This window comes from Streptomyces sp. NPDC086549, assembly GCF_044746205.1.
In the GTDB taxonomy this organism is placed as follows: Bacteria; Actinomycetota; Actinomycetes; order Streptomycetales; family Streptomycetaceae; genus Streptomyces.
This window is the reverse complement of record NZ_JBIVBS010000021.1, coordinates 16,692-32,884: the sequence shown is the minus strand read 5'-3', so window position 1 is coordinate 32,884 and position 16,193 is coordinate 16,692. Positions and strand designations below refer to the sequence as shown.

General features: G+C 68.8%; 12 protein-coding genes and 8 pseudogenes. 12 read left to right on the top strand and 8 right to left on the bottom strand.

Going from position 1 to position 16,193, the window contains the following annotated elements; translation table 11 throughout:
- Positions 1–141: 141 nt before the first annotated feature.
- Complete coding sequence (locus ACIPSA_RS42715; protein ID WP_402645377.1) at positions 142–1,110, top strand: hypothetical protein; 969 nt, start codon at positions 142–144, stop codon at positions 1,108–1,110.
- Between the two features lie 123 nt (positions 1,111–1,233).
- Here ACIPSA_RS42715 and ACIPSA_RS42710 read toward each other — a convergent pair whose 3' ends face one another.
- On the bottom strand, positions 1,234–1,866 hold the full coding sequence (locus ACIPSA_RS42710; RefSeq protein WP_402645374.1) for a type III effector protein: 633 nt from the start codon (positions 1,864–1,866) through the stop codon (positions 1,234–1,236).
- A gap of 127 nt (positions 1,867–1,993) precedes the next feature.
- Between ACIPSA_RS42710 and ACIPSA_RS42705 the strand changes: the two genes are divergently transcribed.
- The 3 genes and pseudogenes from ACIPSA_RS42705 to ACIPSA_RS42695 all read left to right on the top strand — a co-directional run.
- Positions 1,994–2,425 carry an Hsp20/alpha crystallin family protein gene (locus ACIPSA_RS42705; protein ID WP_402645372.1) on the top strand — a complete coding sequence of 144 codons (432 nt, stop codon included), beginning with the start codon at positions 1,994–1,996 and terminating at the stop codon, positions 2,423–2,425.
- 101 nt (positions 2,426–2,526) lie between these two features.
- A complete protein-coding gene (locus ACIPSA_RS42700; RefSeq protein ID WP_402645370.1) occupies positions 2,527–2,922 on the top strand; it encodes a DUF2267 domain-containing protein in 396 nt (131 codons plus the stop codon).
- Between the two features lie 112 nt (positions 2,923–3,034).
- Positions 3,035–3,409: pseudogene (locus ACIPSA_RS42695) on the top strand (DUF2267 domain-containing protein); the annotation flags it as partial.
- Between the two features lie 219 nt (positions 3,410–3,628).
- On the opposite strand, the pseudogene ACIPSA_RS42690 reads toward ACIPSA_RS42695, so the two are convergent.
- The 5 genes and pseudogenes from ACIPSA_RS42690 to ACIPSA_RS42670 form a co-directional block, all read right to left on the bottom strand.
- Positions 3,629–3,772 (bottom strand): annotated as a pseudogene (locus ACIPSA_RS42690) (DUF5131 family protein); the annotation flags it as partial.
- Positions 3,773–4,106: 334 nt separating this feature from the next.
- A pseudogene (locus tag ACIPSA_RS42685) lies at positions 4,107–4,606 on the bottom strand (Ku protein); the annotation flags it as partial.
- A gap of 166 nt (positions 4,607–4,772) precedes the next feature.
- Positions 4,773–5,033: a hypothetical protein gene (locus tag ACIPSA_RS42680; protein ID WP_402645367.1), complete on the bottom strand. Its 261-nt coding sequence runs from the start codon at positions 5,031–5,033 to the stop codon at positions 4,773–4,775.
- Positions 5,034–5,243: 210 nt separating this feature from the next.
- Positions 5,244–5,657 carry a hypothetical protein gene (locus ACIPSA_RS42675; protein ID WP_402645365.1) on the bottom strand — a complete coding sequence of 138 codons (414 nt, stop codon included), beginning with the start codon at positions 5,655–5,657 and terminating at the stop codon, positions 5,244–5,246.
- 343 nt (positions 5,658–6,000) lie between these two features.
- Complete coding sequence (locus ACIPSA_RS42670) at positions 6,001–7,017, bottom strand: pentapeptide repeat-containing protein (protein ID WP_402645362.1); 1,017 nt, start codon at positions 7,015–7,017, stop codon at positions 6,001–6,003.
- A 444-nt stretch (positions 7,018–7,461) separates the two neighbouring features.
- On the opposite strand from ACIPSA_RS42670, the pseudogene ACIPSA_RS42665 reads away from it, so the two are divergent.
- Together ACIPSA_RS42665 and ACIPSA_RS42660 are read left to right on the top strand one after the other, a co-directional pair.
- Positions 7,462–9,479 (top strand): annotated as a pseudogene (locus ACIPSA_RS42665) (PHP domain-containing protein); the annotation flags it as partial.
- A gap of 237 nt (positions 9,480–9,716) precedes the next feature.
- Positions 9,717–9,926, top strand: a pseudogene (locus ACIPSA_RS42660) (PHP domain-containing protein); the annotation flags it as partial.
- Positions 9,927–10,023: 97 nt separating this feature from the next.
- On the opposite strand, the gene ACIPSA_RS42655 reads toward ACIPSA_RS42660, so the two are convergent.
- Positions 10,024–10,392, bottom strand: coding sequence for a helix-turn-helix domain-containing protein (locus ACIPSA_RS42655; protein ID WP_107055416.1), 369 nt, complete (start codon positions 10,390–10,392; stop codon positions 10,024–10,026).
- Between the two features lie 444 nt (positions 10,393–10,836).
- Between ACIPSA_RS42655 and nadC the strand changes: the two genes are divergently transcribed.
- From nadC to ACIPSA_RS42625, 6 genes and pseudogenes are all read left to right on the top strand, one after another.
- Positions 10,837–11,730, top strand: a complete 894-nt coding sequence (gene nadC, locus ACIPSA_RS42650; RefSeq protein ID WP_402645359.1) for a carboxylating nicotinate-nucleotide diphosphorylase — start codon at positions 10,837–10,839, stop codon at positions 11,728–11,730.
- Positions 11,718–12,575 (top strand): PhzF family phenazine biosynthesis protein, encoded by an 858-nt coding sequence (locus ACIPSA_RS42645; RefSeq protein ID WP_402645356.1) that lies wholly within the window; start codon positions 11,718–11,720, stop codon positions 12,573–12,575. The genes nadC and ACIPSA_RS42645 overlap by 13 nt, the downstream gene beginning before the upstream one ends.
- A 385-nt stretch (positions 12,576–12,960) precedes the next feature.
- Positions 12,961–13,254: a DUF1330 domain-containing protein gene (locus tag ACIPSA_RS42640; protein WP_030978521.1), complete on the top strand. Its 294-nt coding sequence runs from the start codon at positions 12,961–12,963 to the stop codon at positions 13,252–13,254.
- A gap of 571 nt (positions 13,255–13,825) precedes the next feature.
- Entirely contained in the window at positions 13,826–14,740 is a 915-nt protein-coding gene (locus ACIPSA_RS42635) for a hypothetical protein (protein WP_402645353.1), read from the top strand.
- A 214-nt stretch (positions 14,741–14,954) separates the two neighbouring features.
- Positions 14,955–15,198 (top strand): annotated as a pseudogene (locus ACIPSA_RS42630) (hypothetical protein); the annotation flags it as partial.
- Between the two features lie 163 nt (positions 15,199–15,361).
- A pseudogene (locus tag ACIPSA_RS42625) lies at positions 15,362–15,494 on the top strand (IS5/IS1182 family transposase); the annotation flags it as partial.
- Here ACIPSA_RS42625 and ACIPSA_RS42620 read toward each other — a convergent pair.
- Positions 15,493–16,056 (bottom strand): annotated as a pseudogene (locus tag ACIPSA_RS42620) (SDR family NAD(P)-dependent oxidoreductase); the annotation flags it as partial. The pseudogenes ACIPSA_RS42625 and ACIPSA_RS42620 sit on opposite strands and share 2 nt — an antisense overlap.
- Between the last annotated feature and the right edge of the window lie 137 nt (positions 16,057–16,193).

Here is a 16,193-nt window from a genome sequence, read left to right as displayed (position 1 = left end):
GGACGTAGCGGTGGCGAGCCGGACCGGCCGCCACGGCCACTCGGGGAGCTGTCGTCCGCGCCGATCGACCATATCGTCGCGCTCGTATCCGAGGAGTTCACCGACGTCAGCCGCAACGCCCGGGCGGACTACAAGCACGGCATGCGCCGCCTGCTGCAGCAGCTGGCCGCCGAGCCGGGGCAGACCTGGCAGGAACGATGGGAGGCGGCCGGCCTGAACCGGCCCGGCCGGGCCGTCGCCGACCTCGCAGACGGCGACCCCAAGTGGCGCAGTCGGCTCACCCGGGCTGCCGGGATCGCCTTCGCCATGCGGATGATCCAGCCGACCGAGGACGCCTTCCGGGCGACCCACCCTCCCCAGTACACCGAGAAGTTCCTGGCCCTCAGCCGTGATCCACTCCTGGAGGAGTTCCGCACTCGGCTGCAACGGCGCCCCGTCAGCGCCGACGGGCGCAAGAGCGCGATCCGACATCTGTGCCGGGCCATGACCGTCTATGGGATTGCCCTGGCCGACCTGACCCCGGGCGCGCTCGTGCACTACGCCAATGCCCATCCCGGATGCGGGATCGCCGCCGCCTGGCCACCGTTGCCCAACATGGGCGTCCTGCCGGCCTGGGTCTCGCAGACCTTGCAGGACGCCAGGATCCGCGGCCGCCAGTCCGCCGACGACCTGGTCGACCGCCACCAGCTGCGCAACCGCGAGATCCGCGACCTGCTGGTCGACTACATCCGCCGCCGCGCCGTCGAGGTCGACTGCGGCACGCTGGACAACCTGGTCCGCAACCTGGTCCGGTACTTCTGGAAGATCGTCGAAGAGATCAACCCGGACCAGGCCGACCTGCGGCTGAGCGAAGGGATCGTCCAAACCTGGAAAGAACGGCTGCTCGTCCGCCAGGACGGCAAGCCCCGTCAGCACATCGACGGCCCGTTCCTTGCCGTCCGCGCCTTCTACCTGGACCCGCAGACCTGGTCCGCGGCCGAGCCCGAACGCTGGGGACGCTGGGTGGCGCCCCGCCCGAACCGGGACGCCGATCTGCGCTGGTTCCACATCCGCCGGCGCCGCCTGCAGGAGCGGTGCGCGGTGAGGTCGAAGGGCTCGACCTCACCCTGAGGTTCCTGGCCAGCAAGCGCGCCCAGGCCCACCGGGCCGCCGCGACAGCCAGTGTGGACCTGGGCATGCCACCACGGCCCGGGGCCCGAGCAGGAACGGAACAGAGAACCGGAACGGGTGGGTTCAGGGGTGTGTGAGGGTGTCGAGTTGTGCAGCGAGGTCGGGGTGGGTGGTGGTCAGGTGGGGGCGGGTGGCGTTGAGGGGGCGGATGAGCTCGGCGGGATCGTCGTAGGCAAGGGCCGCGTGGAGCTGGCTCAGCGGGAGGCGGGCCGTGGTGGGCAGGTCGGTGAGGGCGATGATCTGGCCGGCGATGCGGCGCAGGTCGGCTGCGTTGTGGCGGGCCCAGGTGGCGGTGGTGCGTTCGGCGGCGCGGCGTTCGCGGGTGGCCTGGACGCGTTGTTCGCCGGTGGTTCCGGCGGGGCCGGGGCGGCCGCGCAGGTAGCGGCGTTCGGCGGCCTGGCGGCTGGCGACGCCGAGGGGGTGGGCGAGGTCGGCCCAGCTGGCTCCCGCGTCGCGGGCGGTTTCGATCAGGCCGGTCTCCCATCCGGCGAGCTGCTCACGCACCTGCCGCAGCAGCATCAGGGAGGCCAGCGCCTGCTCCGGCCCGGGACCACGTGCATCCGGGGTGTCCGGGGACTCCCGCTGGGCGTCGCGCAGGGCGTCGTCTATGGCGCGCAGGGCTGCCGCGGCGGCGAGGAACGACGCCGGGCTGTGGGCATTCGTGCTGGTCGTGGACGGCTGGTCGGCTGCGGTCACGGACACCTCCCTCTGTTGTCATCATGTAGACGACATCGTGTTTGTCATCCATTGGATGACATGTTACAACGGTGTCAGTGAGGCGCATTGGCAGTAACTGCCTGAACCTGCTGGAGGTGTTTTCACGATGTTGATGCGCACTGACCCCTTCCGTGAGCTGGACCGGCTGGCGCAGCAGCTGATGGGCCCAGGGACCTGGTCGAGGCCGTCGGCGATGCCGATGGACGCCTACCGCGAGGGCGACAAGTACGTGGTGGCCTTCGACCTTCCCGGTGTCACCACGGACGCGATCGACATCGACGTCGAGCGAAACATGCTCACCGTCAAGGCCGAGCGGAGGCCGGTGGCGAAGTCCGCCGACGTGCAGATGGAGCTGTCCGAGCGGCCGCTGGGTGTCTTCTCCCGCCAGATCGTGCTCGCCGACACCCTCGACACCGAGCACATCCAGGCCGACTACGACGCGGGCGTGCTCACCCTGCGCATCCCGATCGCCGAGCGCGCCAAGCCCCGCAAGATCTCCATCGGCGTGGAATCCGGCCGCAAGGAGATCTCCGGCTGACACCGGCCCGACGGGTGCGGAGGGCGGGCACCCGATCTCCCCCTCACCCCGCTCTCCGCACCCCCCGTGGGCAGTCCGACGAAGAAGGGGTGCCAGCCGAGATGACCCTGCGACACGAAGCGTTCCTCGGCCACGTGAAGGAACGCGGCGAGTACGACTCTGCGGAGGAAGCCGAGCGTGCGGCCCGTGTGGTACTCGCCCTCCTCGGCGCGCACCTGGTCGGCGACGTCCGCGCCCAGCTCGCGGCGCGCCTGCCTGAGGCGTTCGCCCTGATCCTGCTCAACCCGCTGCAGAGCGCCGAGCCGCTGCCCCCGGAGCGGTTCGTGCGCGCAACCGCGGCGTGGATCGAAGGCGCCACCGAGCAGACCGCGGCCTGGGACGTCAGTGCCGTGCTGTCGACCGTCGCCGACGCCGCCGGCGACGACCTGCTGGGCCAGATCCTGCTCCAGCTCCCCGTCGGCTACGACCTGCTCTTCGGCCGCCCCCAGCCCACCTGACCATCCCGTCCCCGGTGCCCGAACACCGGCCACAGCAAGAAAGGCCACCACCCCCGTGATCTCCGACCGGCACGCACCGTCCCGGCAGCCGTACGGGACGGCATACGAGCAGATGCTGGAGAAGGTCCGCTACGAGGGCGCCTACCCCACCCTCGAGAGTGCCGACGAAGCCGTCCGCCTGGTTCTTGCCGGACTGGGGCGCCAGCTGACCGGCGACGAACGCGTCGACCTGGCCGGCTGCCTGCCCTTGGAAGCCGTACGCGTACTGACCGCGCAGATCCCCGACCAACAGCCGCTGACCGGCTGGTCCTTCGTCAAGGACCTCGCCGCCCGCACCGGCGCCTCCCTGGCCACCACCCGCTGGGACACCGGATGTGTCTTCTCCGCCGTCGCCGCCTACGCCGGCCCTGACCTGATCACCCGCATCCTCCACCAGCTCCCCGCCGGCTACGCCCTGCTGTTCGGCCGCACCGAACTCGCCCCGGCGTACTCGGGGCGGACGCGACGACCACTGCATCGCTGTCCGCCCTGCGCCCCCGAGGCGCGCGAGGAGAAGGTCGTCGCCTTCCTGGCCGGGGTCCCGGCCCCAGGGGCTCTTTGACGCATATCTGGGTAACACACCCACCACGTCCGCCGTGGCGGGATACTCATCCCAGGTCCGGCCATCGAGCAGCCGGCCGCCAGCCTTCGGGGTCAGCCCACCGAGCAGCGGCTCCAGCGACAGGAACCGGACGGCAGCCGGGATACCCCGCAGCTCATCAGCCCGCCAGCAGTACTCATCCGACTCGATCGACGTGCCGATCCAGACGTTGGGCAGTGGCCACGAACTCAAGGCGTTCCAGTTGGCCACGTGCTTGCGCACGTCCTCGCGTACGGACCTGGCCAGCGGGACAGCATCGTCCTCTGACAACCGTCGCAGGCTCTCGCTGCCCTCGGCCTGATAGCGGCGGTACCAGGTGTAGTACGCCTGCCGGCTGATCCCGAGTACCGGCAGGACATCGCGACGTTCCCGGTGACCTCTTCGACGTGGCGCATGACCGCCAGGCGCCGCTTGGCCTCACGGTCAAGCGGCGGGGTGATGGATAGGGACTTCGGCATGTGGATCTCCGTAGTGATCGGAGACCCAGGTGTCAACGATGATCGGCAGTTTTAGATCGAGACGTGGACCATCGTCCGCTTCCCCCGGGCAGTTCCTTGCCAGGGTCGCGCACCTCGTCCGCCCAGTGCAGGGTTTGCAAAACCAGCAGCCGCTCCTCGGCGCGCAGCGCGGTGAAGTACTGCTTGCCGCGCATAACGAACGTCGCGATCCCGGCCTTGTCCGACTGTACTCCTTGCCACGGGGCGCGACGTAGTAGGTGCGGTCGAAGTAGACCGGCTCGATGTCGGCCAGGTCGACGAAGTCGGTGATGTCGATGGTCTGGGAGCGGCCCGGCGCGATCTGGTCCAGCTCGTCGGGCTCGACGACGATGTACTCACCCTCGGCGAGCTCGTAGCCCTTGATGATGTTCTCCGACGGTACTTCTCTGCCGGTCCGTTCGTTGACGCGCCGGTTGCGGATCCGGTCGGCGGTGCCGCGTTGCAGCTGGTGGAAGTGGACCGTGTGGTCCTCGGTCGCCGTGTACAGGCCCACGGGCACACTGGCCAGTCCGAAGGTGATCACACCGGTCCAGATCGAGCGTGCCATGACCGTTCACTCCCGTGCCTGATGCTGCTGGTGGCGCGCCCGGCAGGGTGCGCCTGGTGACCACGGTGTCATTCCTGAACCAGGGGCGCGCGCGGGGCGCTGGCGTGAAGAGCCGCAGGTGGAGTCGGGAGGAACAGCCAGCGTTGCGCTCTGCTTCCTGTTCCGCCTATGTGGTGCCTGTGGTCATGCGGCGTACGTGCTGGGCGGTCTCGTGTGCCGCCCGCTCGGCCTGGGCGAGGGCGTCGGCGGCGGACCGGCTGTGTTCCTCGGCTTCCTGCTGTTCGTTCTCGGCTTGCAGGCACTCCTCGCGTGCCTGCTGCAGTTGCTCCTCGATGGCGGACATCCGCCGGTGGGCCTGCTCGGTGCGTTCGCGCGCCCGTTGCAGCTCGGCGTCGACGTCCGCTTGCCGTGCGCGTTCTTCGCGCAAGTGCTGCTCGGCCGCCTCGGCTGCCTGCTTGGCCCGGGCCAGCTGTTCCTGGTGGGCGCGGCGCCGCTCGGCGAGTTCGTCCTTGGGGGCCCGTGCCGGAGGCGGGGGCGCGGGGCGGCTGCGTGTGCTCGGCCTCTCGGCTGCTGGTGCGGTGCCGGGGCGGAATTCCGATGGCGGGGTGAGGGCGTTTACCAGGCGGCCGCCCGCCCACTAGTCGGCTGCGTCGGGATCGGCGAGCACGGCGCGCAGGGTCGCTTCGAGGTCCTGCTGGACCGGCTCCGAGAGGCGGTGCCCGGCGTCGCGGGCGAGCTGAGCGGCCTGCCGGGAGAGGGCGTAGGAGACGCGGCGGCGCTGCGCGGAGAGATCTTTGAGTCCGTCGGCGTCCAGGGCGTGGTAGGCCTCGCGCAGCGCGCGCCCCAGTTCCAGGAACTGTCGGCTTTCCTCCGGCTGGGAGCGCAGCAGGAGGTTGGCGGCCCAGGCAGCGATGGTGGGGCGGCGCACGGCATGGATCTGGCGGGCATCGTCCACCCGGCCGGCTGTTTTCGCGGCGGCGGCCAGCGTCTCCCGTCGGGCGACGAATTCGGACGGCGGCGTGGTGTAGAGCTCGTCGAGGACGGCTTCCACGTCGTGCCCTTGGCCGCCGTGGCGGTCTTTGCGCCCGTTCAGCGTTTCCACACCTCGTGCCACTCGATGCATCCCGACTCGGCGACATCCAGCTCGTCCCAGCCGGTCAGGCCCGCGTTCGGCGGGTAGACGAACATGCGGCGCTCCGACATGGCATCAGCCTCACGCGTACCTCACTGCCCCGCATCCCGGCCGAGGCGAGTCCCGCCTCGAAGGCCCGGTGGCACGAGAACGGATCTGACGTTGTGACTGAGCGTCTCAGTTGGCCACTCTGAGCGTCACAGTTGGCGCCGGGTAGCGATCCGTCCCGTGCGTAGTGGCGGGCAGTACCACCAAAGTTCAGTCAGGCAGGAGGAGGCCGCAGGTACGTTTGAGGTCGCAGCGGTGGTGCGCCGTATGTAGGAAGCACTCCAGAGGCGGCAACGTCGAAGTCGGCGGGCCAGACAGTGGTGGCATCGGCGACCGCGCCGGTGAATGTGGCGGCTGCCAGATTGACACTGGTGAAATCGGTACCGCGCAGGTCCGACAGATCGAATCTGGCGCCTCCGACGACCGCACCAGTCAGATCAGCTCCGCTGAGGTCCGTCGCGCGCAGGTCCGCATCATCGAGACGTGCATGCCACAGGACTACGTTGCGCAGATCGGCTTGATCGAGGTTCGCCTTGATCAGAACTGCGCCTGCTAGCCATATCCCCGTCAGGTCGGCGCGCTCCAGGTCCGCGCCTATCAATACCGCGTCCGTGAGATCGGCGTAGTGCAGATCGGCGTCGGCTAGGTCTGCGTACGACAGGCGAAGACCTCGCAGGTCGGCGCGGTCCAGGTGCAACTCCTGATCCTGCCGCGGCCGTGCACGGCGGCCGAGCACTGACATCGCGGCCTGCACATCCGGGGCACGTACAGGGAGGGGGACCTCTCCGGCGTGGGAGCGGGCCAATTCGCCTTTGTGGGCCGTATCGCGCGGGGAGGGCCGCGCAGCAGGGGGAGACGCCAGAGCGGTGCGTTTCACAAAGGCGCACAGCACCTCCGCGATGGTGGCCCGCTCGTCGAGGGAGTCGTAGGCAATCCGCTCCATCGCATAGATGGAGCCGATGCGCACCTCCATGCTCGCGCTGCCCAGGCGCTCCACTGCGGCAGTGAACCTCTCGGTGATCTGCCCTTGCCGAGTGACTTGCAGCTGCCGCCAGGTGAAGAACGCTCCGACCAGCAAGGCCACTCCCGCGAGTCCCTGGAGCAACGTGGCCCGGATGTCGTTGATCGCCTTCGCTCGATCGGCGGCGGGTGTTGATGGGGCATCCCAATCCAGCAGATAACGCGGCGCTACAACCACGACCAGTGCGACAAGGAGGACACTCAGGCACACGACGACAAGGGTTAGCGCCACCGGCCGGCCCCGGGGCGGGGCGCTGGGTCGTACCTGATCTCGGACCGGGTGGCCGGGCAGCACGTGAGGTGTTCTTGGCGACCAAGCCACTGCCCCCACCGCCCCGTCGCCGATGCGTCGCCCGACTTCTGCCGGGCAGGTGCCGGTGCTGCCTGAGAGTGCTGTTCAGCCCCGCTGTAGCAGAGGGATGCGCCTCGGGAAAGATCTTCAAACGCACAGCTGCCGATACGGCAAACGTCACAAAGAGCTGAGCGCCGAAGTGGCCAACTGAAGCACTCAATGGCCAACTGAAGTGCTCAGTCACAGACGTCACCCGGGCGACACGTGAGAGCACCACACGATTTCGAACAAGTTTTCGGTTTTCGGTTATGGTGGAGACCTGGAGGGACACCGGTCAGGGGAGGGACAAACGAGAGGCAGGAGGTGTGCAGCGGTGGATTTACTCATCTGCACGTCGCCTCCGGCTATTCGGCCCGCTACGGCGCATCCCTCCCCGGTGCCCTCGTGCAGCGCGCTGCCGAGCGTGGGAGACGACGCTCGCGCTCACCGACCGGGACACCGTCGCGGGCACGATCCGCTTCGCCACCGCCGCCGCGGACGCCGGTATCCGCCCCGTCTTTGGTGTCGACGTCGCCGTCGCCCCGCTCGCCCCGCCCGACCCGGCCGCGGGTCGGCCGCGTACGCCCGTGCGCGGCGGCGCGTACGTGCTGGAGCGGCCGCTGCGGATCACCCTGCTCGCGCAGAACGCGACCAGGTGGGCACGGCCGTGCCGCCTGGTGTCCGACGCGCACACCGAGGCCGGCGGCGCGGCGCCGGTCGTGTCCTGGCCCACCTTGCGTACGTACGCCGACCAGGACCTGGTGGTGCTGCTCGGCCCGGCCTCCGAACCGGTGCGGGCCCTGTCCGCCGGCCGCCCCGACGTCGCCGAGCAGCTGCTCGCGCCGTGGCGGGAGCTGGCCGGAGAGCAGCTGCGGCTGGAAGCCGTATACCTGGGACGGCAGGGCACCGGCGCGGGCTCACTGCGGCTGGCCGCGCGCACCGTGGGCCTGGCCGACCAGCTCGGCGTCCGCACGGTGCTGACGAACGCGGTCCGCTACGCCGACCCCGAGCAGCACCGGCTGGCCGACGTGCTCGACGCGGCCCGGCTGCTGCGGCCCGTCGACCGCCGGCACCTGGACGGCGGCGAACGGTGGCTGAAGGCCCCGGCCGTCATGGCGGCAGCCGCCGACCGCATCGCCCGGGCCGTCGGCGACGACCCCGCCCGGGCGGTCCGCCTCCTGGCCGAGACCGAGGCCACCGGCCAGTCCTGCACCCTGACCCCGGTCGATCTCGGGCTCGGGCGTCCCCACTTCCCCGAACCCTCCGTCGTCGGCGCCAGCCCCGAGCGCGGTTCGGCCATGCGGCTGCTGCGGCAGCGGTGTGAGACCGGGATGGTCGCCCGTGGCCTGGACACGGACGAGCGTGCCGTACGACAGCTCCGCTACGAGCTGGACGTCATCGGCCGGCTGGGTTTTGAGGGGTACTTCCTGGCCGTGGCCCAGGTCGTCGCGGATACCCGGGCGCTGGGGATCCGGGTCGCCGCGCGCGGCTCCGGCGCCGGCTCCATGGTCAACCACAGCCTCTTCGTCGCCACCGCCAACCCGCTCGACCACCGGCTCCTGTTCGAGCGCTTCCTCAGCGAGCGGCGTACGTCGTTGCCGGACATCGACCTCGACGTGGAGTCCGAGCGCCGCTTGGAGGTGTACGACGCGATCATCAAGAGGTTCGGGAAGGAGCGGACCGCGGTCACCGGCATGCCCGAGACCTACCGGGCCCGGCACGCTCTGAGGGATACCGGCCTCGCCCTCGGGATTCCGCCGCAGGTCGTCGGCGAGATCGCCAAGAGCTTTCCGCACCTCCGCGCCCGGGACATCCGCGGCGCCCTGGCCGAGCTGCCGGAGCTACGCCAACTCGCCTCTCAGGCGGGGAAGTTCGGACCGCTGTGGGAACTCGCCGAAGGCCTGGACGCGCTGCCCCGCGGCTACGCCATGCACCCGTGCGGAGTGATCCTGTCGAACGCGGCACTGCTGGACCGGCTTCCGGTGCAGCCGACCCCGGCCGGCTACCCGATGGTGCAGACCGACAAGGAGGACGTCGAAGATCTCGGCCTCCTGAAGCTCGACGTCCTGGGCGTCCGCATGCAATCGGCGATGGCGTACGCGGTCGCTGAAATCCGCCGCACGACCGGACGCCTGCTTGCTCTCGACAACCCCGACCACGTCAGCCTGAACGACCAACAGGCCTTCGAAATGATCCGGGCCTCGGACACCGTCAGCCTCTTCCAGCTCGAAAGCCCTGGTCAGCAGGATCTGGTGGGACGTCTGCAACCCCGGCACATGCAGGACGTCGTCGCGGACATCAGCCTATTTAGGCCAGGACCCGTATCAGGGGGCATGCCCGCTTGAGTCGCGGCATTGCCCGTGTCCCTCGCCGATCTGTCGCATTACAAGCGTGCTGGAAACACTGCGCGCGAGATCGTGATCAAGGGTCGGAGAGTCGCTTTCCGGTCGCGTTCATGTGACGGAGGACACAACCGATTTGGGACGTGGCCACCTCCGTTCGAGGGTCTCAGACATGGAGCTCCGCGGCCATGCCGGAAGGGGCACCGTCACCAGATCCAGGCGTACGTGGAGCGGCTCATGCATCTCCACGTAGCGTCCGGCTATTCCATGCGCTACGGCGCATCCCATCCCGAGGCCTTGGTGCGGAGAGCCGCCGAGCGGGGCATGGAGTGGCTCGCTCTGACGGATCGCGACAACGTCACCGGGGCCGTTCGGTTCGCGAAGTCGTGCGCAGCGCATGGAGTGCGCCCGATCTTCGGCGTTGACCTGGCGGTTGCTTCCACGAGGATTGGCGGAGGTTTCGCGCCTGTCCCCGGCGCTCGGCCGAGCCACGGCAACCTCGTGACCCGGCGGTCCCGCCCCGCCTCCGATCCGAGGCGGGGCGTCAGTCCGCGGAGTCCCTCTCCGGCGTCCCGTCGTCCACGGTGTCCGGATGTGAGACGCGGCTGGCGGACTGGTCGTCGGTGTGGTCCGCCCCCTGCGGGTCGATAGTGGCCGCCCAGCGTCCCGCCCAGCGGGCGAGGGGGTTCAGGGCGTGGCGCGCCTCCTGTCCCAGCGGGGTGAGCTCGTAGCGGCTGTCCGGTAGTTGGTGAATCACCTGGGCATCCAGCAGTTCGGTCAGGCGCTGCCGCATCACGCTGGAGGACATGTCGTCGCACCGCTTCTGCAAGGGGCGGAATCCAAGCGGGCCCGCGCGAAGCTCCCACAGGATGCGCAGACTCCACCGCCGCCCGAACAGATCGAGTGCGGCCATGAGGGGGCGGCCGGTGGTCGAGCCGCGAACAGGATTGCCAGGCCTGGGTGTTGCCATGTCGGGATGTCCAGCTCTCCAGGGTTGATGCTTCGAATACCGACACGCTAGCATCAGTGACCGCTTCGGAAATCGAAACGGATGAGGCTGTTGTGGCACCTGCCCCGACGACCTGGGTGAGAGGCGTTCCTGAAAGCCCGTGTCGACGGAGGCGAGACCGGCCGGGAGGACCGGTACATGCGCATGGTGCCCCGAGTTCGACGTCGGCGCCGAGTCGCACGGACGGCTCACTCGGAACTTGTTCGTGGCGGGGGGACGGGTGACCGGCACGCGGGAGATCGAGTACAGGATCCACCAGGTCCTGTGAACCGGCCCAGCGGAACTTCAGTGCTGCCTCGTCGGCGGTTGCCGCCACCAAGCCAACGTCCACTCAGAGCTGGAGACCAGATGACCACGACCGAGTTTCCCTCGGCGGCAGCACGGGCCGCCGCCGCTGCCGCCCTGGCCGAGGACGCGTCAGGGAAGGACATCACCACCGTGTGGAGCGTTCCCGAGGAACTGGTGGCCACGGCCGAGATCCGCACCCGGCAAAGCGGCATCGCCGCCGGCCTCCCCGTGGTCGCCGAGGTCTTCGCGCAGGTCGACCCCGAGGTCAAGGTCGAGCCGGCCGTCGCCGACGGCGCCCGACTGGCCGACGGCCAGGTCCTGGTGCACCTATCCGGTTCGGCGCGCAGCCTGATCACCGGGGAGCGTACGGCGCTGAACTTCCTGCAGCGCATGTGCGGCATCGCGACGCTGACCGACCGCTACGTCCAAGCTGTGGCAGGGACCAGGGCGCGCATCCTGGACACGCGCAAGACGGCGCCGGGCCTGCGCGCCCTGGACAAGTACGCGGTCACCGCCGGCGGCGGCCACAACCATCGCCTCGATCTCGCGGCGATGGTCCTGCTCAAGGAGAACCACATCGCCGCGGCGGGCGGGGTGACCGCCGCGATCGAGGCGGTCAGGCGCGGGATGGCGCGCACCGGGCAGACCGTGGAAAGCGATGTCGAGGTGCAGACCGTCACACAGGCCGCCGAGGCCCTCGACGCCGGAGCCCGCTGGATCATGCTCGACAACATGCCGGTGGCCGACATCGAGCAGATCGTGAAGTTCCGGGCCGGGCGGGCCGACGCTTCCCGGATCCTGCTGGAGGCCTCGGGCACCATCCGCCTGGACACAGTTCTCGCCATCGCCGGGACGGGCGTCGACCTAATCTCGGTCGGGGCGTTGACGCACAGCGCGCCCGCACTGGACCTGACCATGCTGCTGACCACCGGCCCGGTGCCATGTCCGAGGTAGCGGTCGTCGTCGCGTGTCAGCGAGACGGCACGGGTGGCAGCCCGACCGCCGTTCTGGATGATGCGCCGTTCACCGACGAGGAGCGATGCCGCATTCCCACGGCGTTGGGAACATCGCACGCCGTCTTCCTCCGCGCGACCGGAATCGAGCATCGTCAGCCCGCGTACACACTGCGGTTCTTCACCGCCCAGGGCGAACTGCCCGCCTGCGGACACGGCACCGTCGCCGCCCTCGCCGTGCTCGCCGAACGGGAAGGCGGCGACCACGACTACCGCGCCGCCCTGCGTACGGCCCACCGCAGCTTCGACGGTCGGGCAAGCCGAAACGGTGACGGCCTGACGGCGTCGTTCGACCCGGGCCCGGTCAGCCTGCGTAGCACCGGTGGACCCGAACTGAGGGCAGTCGTAGGCGGCCTCGGACTGACAGAGGACGCGGTAGCCGGCGACGCCTGCGTGGCGTCGAACGGGCGGCCGAGGCTTCTGCTGCCCATCCGATCCCGCGCCGCACTGGCCGAACTCACGCCGGACTTAACCCTGTTGCGCGCAGCCTGTGACCGCTACGGTCTGCTGGGCTGCTACGCCTACTCGCCCCCGGACCGACACGGCCGAGCAGCAGCCCGGATGTTCGCCCCGTCGATCGGCGTCCCCGAGGACATCGCCAACGCCAACAGCACGGCCTGCCTGGCAGCGCATGCTGCCGGGTTCGGCACACACCGCCTCGCTGTCGACATGGGTGATCACCTCGGCAGCCCGTCCACCATCACAGCGACCGCCCACCGCGACCGCACGGGACACCGGATCCGAGTCGGCGGCCAGGCAGCGATCGTGCGCACGGTCATGCGATGAGGCCTGCGCGCTCAAGGCGAGGGTGCCGGTCCGCAGCAGGTCCAACTGCTCCTGTGAGAGCCCGGCCAGTTCTGGCGGCATCTGTGGCAGGGGCTCAGGGTTGATGGCCGATCACGTCGTACTGGTGCGACTCGTACCTACTTGTCGGCTCCTATTCGTTCTAGTCCGGGCCGCGGCCCTTCCGGCGAGGCCAGTCATCGACTCGACCGGCTCTGGCTCGTCCTCGCCCGCCGAAGCTCACCCGAGACCAATCCGATCGCAGCCCCGGCCGGTTGATCGAAGCCGTCCGACTTCGACGCCGTCTCCGTCGGCTCGCTGACCCACAGCGCGCCGGCCATGGATCTGAGCATGCTTCTGATCATCAATTCCGAACACAGGAGGCACCGTGGCCAAGGGCTACTGGGTCAGCGTCTACCGCACCATCGCAGACCCTGAGAGGCTTGCTGCCTACGACAAGCTGGCCGGTCCAGCCGTCAAGGCCGCGGGCGGGCGGCTGCTCTCCCGCGGCAGCCGGGTCGTCGCACACGACGCCGGAATCGCCGAGCGCACCGTCCTGATCGAGTTCGACAGCTTCGAACAGGCGGTCGCCGCACGCGCGAGTGCGGCCTACCAGGAGGCACTGGCCGTACTTGCTGACGGCGTCGAGCGCGACTTCCGCATCATCGAAGGCCTCGACTGACGACCGATGCCGCGTCAGGGAGGAACACGATGCCGGCTGCGGGGATCACCCCGGCTCGTCAGCGCGCCGCACCGTCGCGAACAGCGTCAGGCCAGTGGCATCGGCGGTGATGTCCGGTCCGGCGACGGTTCCTTCCCGGCGGCGCGGCGGCTCGGACGTCGGCCTCGATGGGGTACATGCCGCTGCGGCGATGCCCGGTTGGAGTCCTCCCGCGATCTGGGCTCAGCACGCGCTGAGTTGAGGGGCATTGCGCTCACTTCTGCGCCTTTGGTTCCGGCTATCGTTTCGTCTTGGGTGTGGGCCATCGTCGCAGCGGACCCATGGGGCTGCGCCTCTTGACGGCGACGTGACTGCTGTTGACGGAGGATGCGGTCGGCTTGGCCGTCGTGCAGGGGTCGGCTCAGATCCTGGCGGGGGCGGTGGGTTCCTGGTCGGCGTCGTCGGCGAGCGCGTCGATCAGGCGGCGCAGGCCCTGCGGGCGGTTCTGGAAATTCATCGACACCCAGGAATCCGGTTGTTAAGTTGATCGTGCTCAGCAAAAACGGCCGAACTAGCAGATACGGTGGCGCAATTGACTGAAAACGACCAAAGCAATAGAGGGAGCGCCCTAGGCCGTCGCGCGTTCCTCCGGACCGGCACAGGAATAGCCGCCGCCGCAAGCGGCGGCATTTCCTTGTTGACGGCTGGAACGGCGCACGCGGTCGTCGACCCTTCGCAATACTTCGTACTCGGGGGAGATGGCGACGATCCCGTCGTCCGAAGAACGCTCCACCAGCCCTACTGGGCGATGCAGTCCTTCGCCTTCGACCACGTCCACGGGCACATCTACTTCGTGCAGAGCAAGCCCGGAAGCACTACCGGTGACCTCTGGGTGACCAGGACCGACCTGAGCGGCAACGTGCTGGGCTCCATGGCTCTCCACGCGTTCGACCATGGCTCTTCGATGGGAATCCAGCCGGACACGTCCGGATCTCCCTTCATCTGGCTGGCCGGCGACTGGCGGAGCCTGACCACCAATGAGGCCCCCAACAGCCACACTATCTGCCGCATCAAGTACCAGGACGATGGGCTGATCGACTACCACACCAGTCCCGGCGTCGCGGAATTCAAGATCGGTCTCTCCGATTTCCTGGACTGTCCGAGACCGTCGATCGATCCCTACACGAACCGGTTGCTCGTCCGGTACATGGGGACGACGAGTCCGTGGCGCCTCGCGCTGTTCGACCTCTCCGATGTCATAGCCCGGGGCATCAACGACAACACACGCCCCCTTACCAAGCGCGCCTTGCCGACCAACGCCCAACTCGGTCTCAGCGACTCCGACCTCTTCCAGGGCATGACCTCGTACGGCCAGTACGCATACCTCTCCTACGGTGGTCCGCCCGAGAATCCCTCGGATCCGGCCAGGCCCTCCTATCTGGTCCGAATCGATATGAACCAGACCGGGGGGGCAGTACAACGAGAAGTTCCAGACAACCGCGGGTAACTCGCTGCCCGGTCGCGAACCTCAGGGAATGGCGATCTGGCGGTCGTCCAGTGGCCCGCGGCTCGCGTTCGGCTACTCCAGCAAGATCGCTGTCAGTCCTGACGAGTTCCAGGCGACCGTCTTCTACAAGAGCGAGCTCGCCGGGTAAGCAGCGCTGAGGCCCGGCCCTCTCCGCGTATTCGCGCGGGGAGAGCCAGGCTTCTTCGTGTTCAAGACCGTCACCGGCCTCACCGACCGGCTCCCGGCCGTCGCGCCGGACCTGCCCGAGCACTCGGACTACCCCCGCATCCTCGCCGCCTTCAACCAGACGACCGGGCCGCTACGGGCCAAGGACGTCTGCGAAACCCTCGGCCACGAACTGCTGCCGAAGAACGTCGAAGGCACCCGCGCAAAGCTGAAACGCCTGGTCAGACTCGGCATCCTCACCGCGGACAGGCAGCTTCGCCAGGAAGCAATAGCCGACGGAACCCCCACCAGCGACCTTGCTCCAACCTTAGCCGGAAACGGACATCACCCAACGAGCCGCCCACTAAGAGGTCGCGCAAATTGGCGCGGGGCGCCCCGTCGGCGCAGATCTTGTTGATTTTTGAGTTGCTACGCTCTGCAATCATCAAGAGATCTGTGGCTGTCCCGCCATCGTGGCTGATCGAGCCGCTATGGGATCAATTCGCCGCGCTGTTTGCCTGAGCGGCTGGCTCACTACCCGCCCCGCCCGCTGGGCTGCCATCGCCAACGCATCAGCGAGCGGATCGTTACCAGACGACCGGGCCTGTCTTGTCGAAGAAGCCGCCGGTCGGGCCGTCGGAGTCGATCGAGGCCATACGGACGATGATCTCCGCGCCCTCCTCGATGGTTTGCGTGCCCGTGTGGCCGTTGAGGTCGGTGGCGGTGTAGCCGGGGTCGACGGCGTTGAAGCGGATGGCGGGGAAGGCCTTCGCGTACTGCGCGGTGACCATGACCAGCGCGGTCTTGGAGGAGTTGTAGTCCAGCGCCATTACCTGGAACTCCACCCGGCTGGGGTCGGCACATGCCGCTGGCGAGCCCAGACCGCTGCCGACGTTGACGACGACCGGGGCATCGCTTGCTTCCAGCAGCGGCAGGAAGGCGTGCGTGACGCGCACGACGCCGAAGACGTTCGTGTCGTACGTGGTCAGCATGTCGGCCCCGGTGACCTCGCCGACCGGCTTGCGCGCACCCACGATCCCGGCGTTGTTGACCAGGACGTCGAGACGGCCGGCGTCCGCGCGGACGAATTCGGCGGCAGCCTTGACGGAGTCCTCGTCGGTGACGTCGAGCTGACTGAAGCGGGCGCCGAGCTACAACGGACACCGGCCCCACCAGGGCATCGCCAACGCCCGACCGCTCCACCCCTTACCTGCACCGGCCACCGATCCAGTACGACGACGCGACCGCCTCGGCGGCATCCTCCACGAGTACCGACATGCAGCTTGAC

Excerpts from the sequence above, each read along its gene's own strand:
- ACIPSA_RS42715 (WP_402645377.1), top strand. The coding sequence starts at position 142 with ATGCGCCGCCTGCTGCAGCAGCTGGCCGCCGAGCCGGGGCAGACCTGG.
- ACIPSA_RS42645 (WP_402645356.1), top strand. The coding sequence starts at position 11,718 with ATGTCCGAGGTAGCGGTCGTCGTCGCGTGTCAGCGAGACGGCACGGGT.
- ACIPSA_RS42705 (WP_402645372.1), top strand. The coding sequence starts at position 1,994 with ATGTTGATGCGCACTGACCCCTTCCGTGAGCTGGACCGGCTGGCGCAG.
- nadC (WP_402645359.1), top strand. The coding sequence starts at position 10,837 with ATGACCACGACCGAGTTTCCCTCGGCGGCAGCACGGGCCGCCGCCGCT.
- ACIPSA_RS42655 (WP_107055416.1), bottom strand. The coding sequence starts at position 10,392 with ATGGCCGCACTCGATCTGTTCGGGCGGCGGTGGAGTCTGCGCATCCTG.
- ACIPSA_RS42700 (WP_402645370.1), top strand. The coding sequence starts at position 2,527 with ATGACCCTGCGACACGAAGCGTTCCTCGGCCACGTGAAGGAACGCGGC.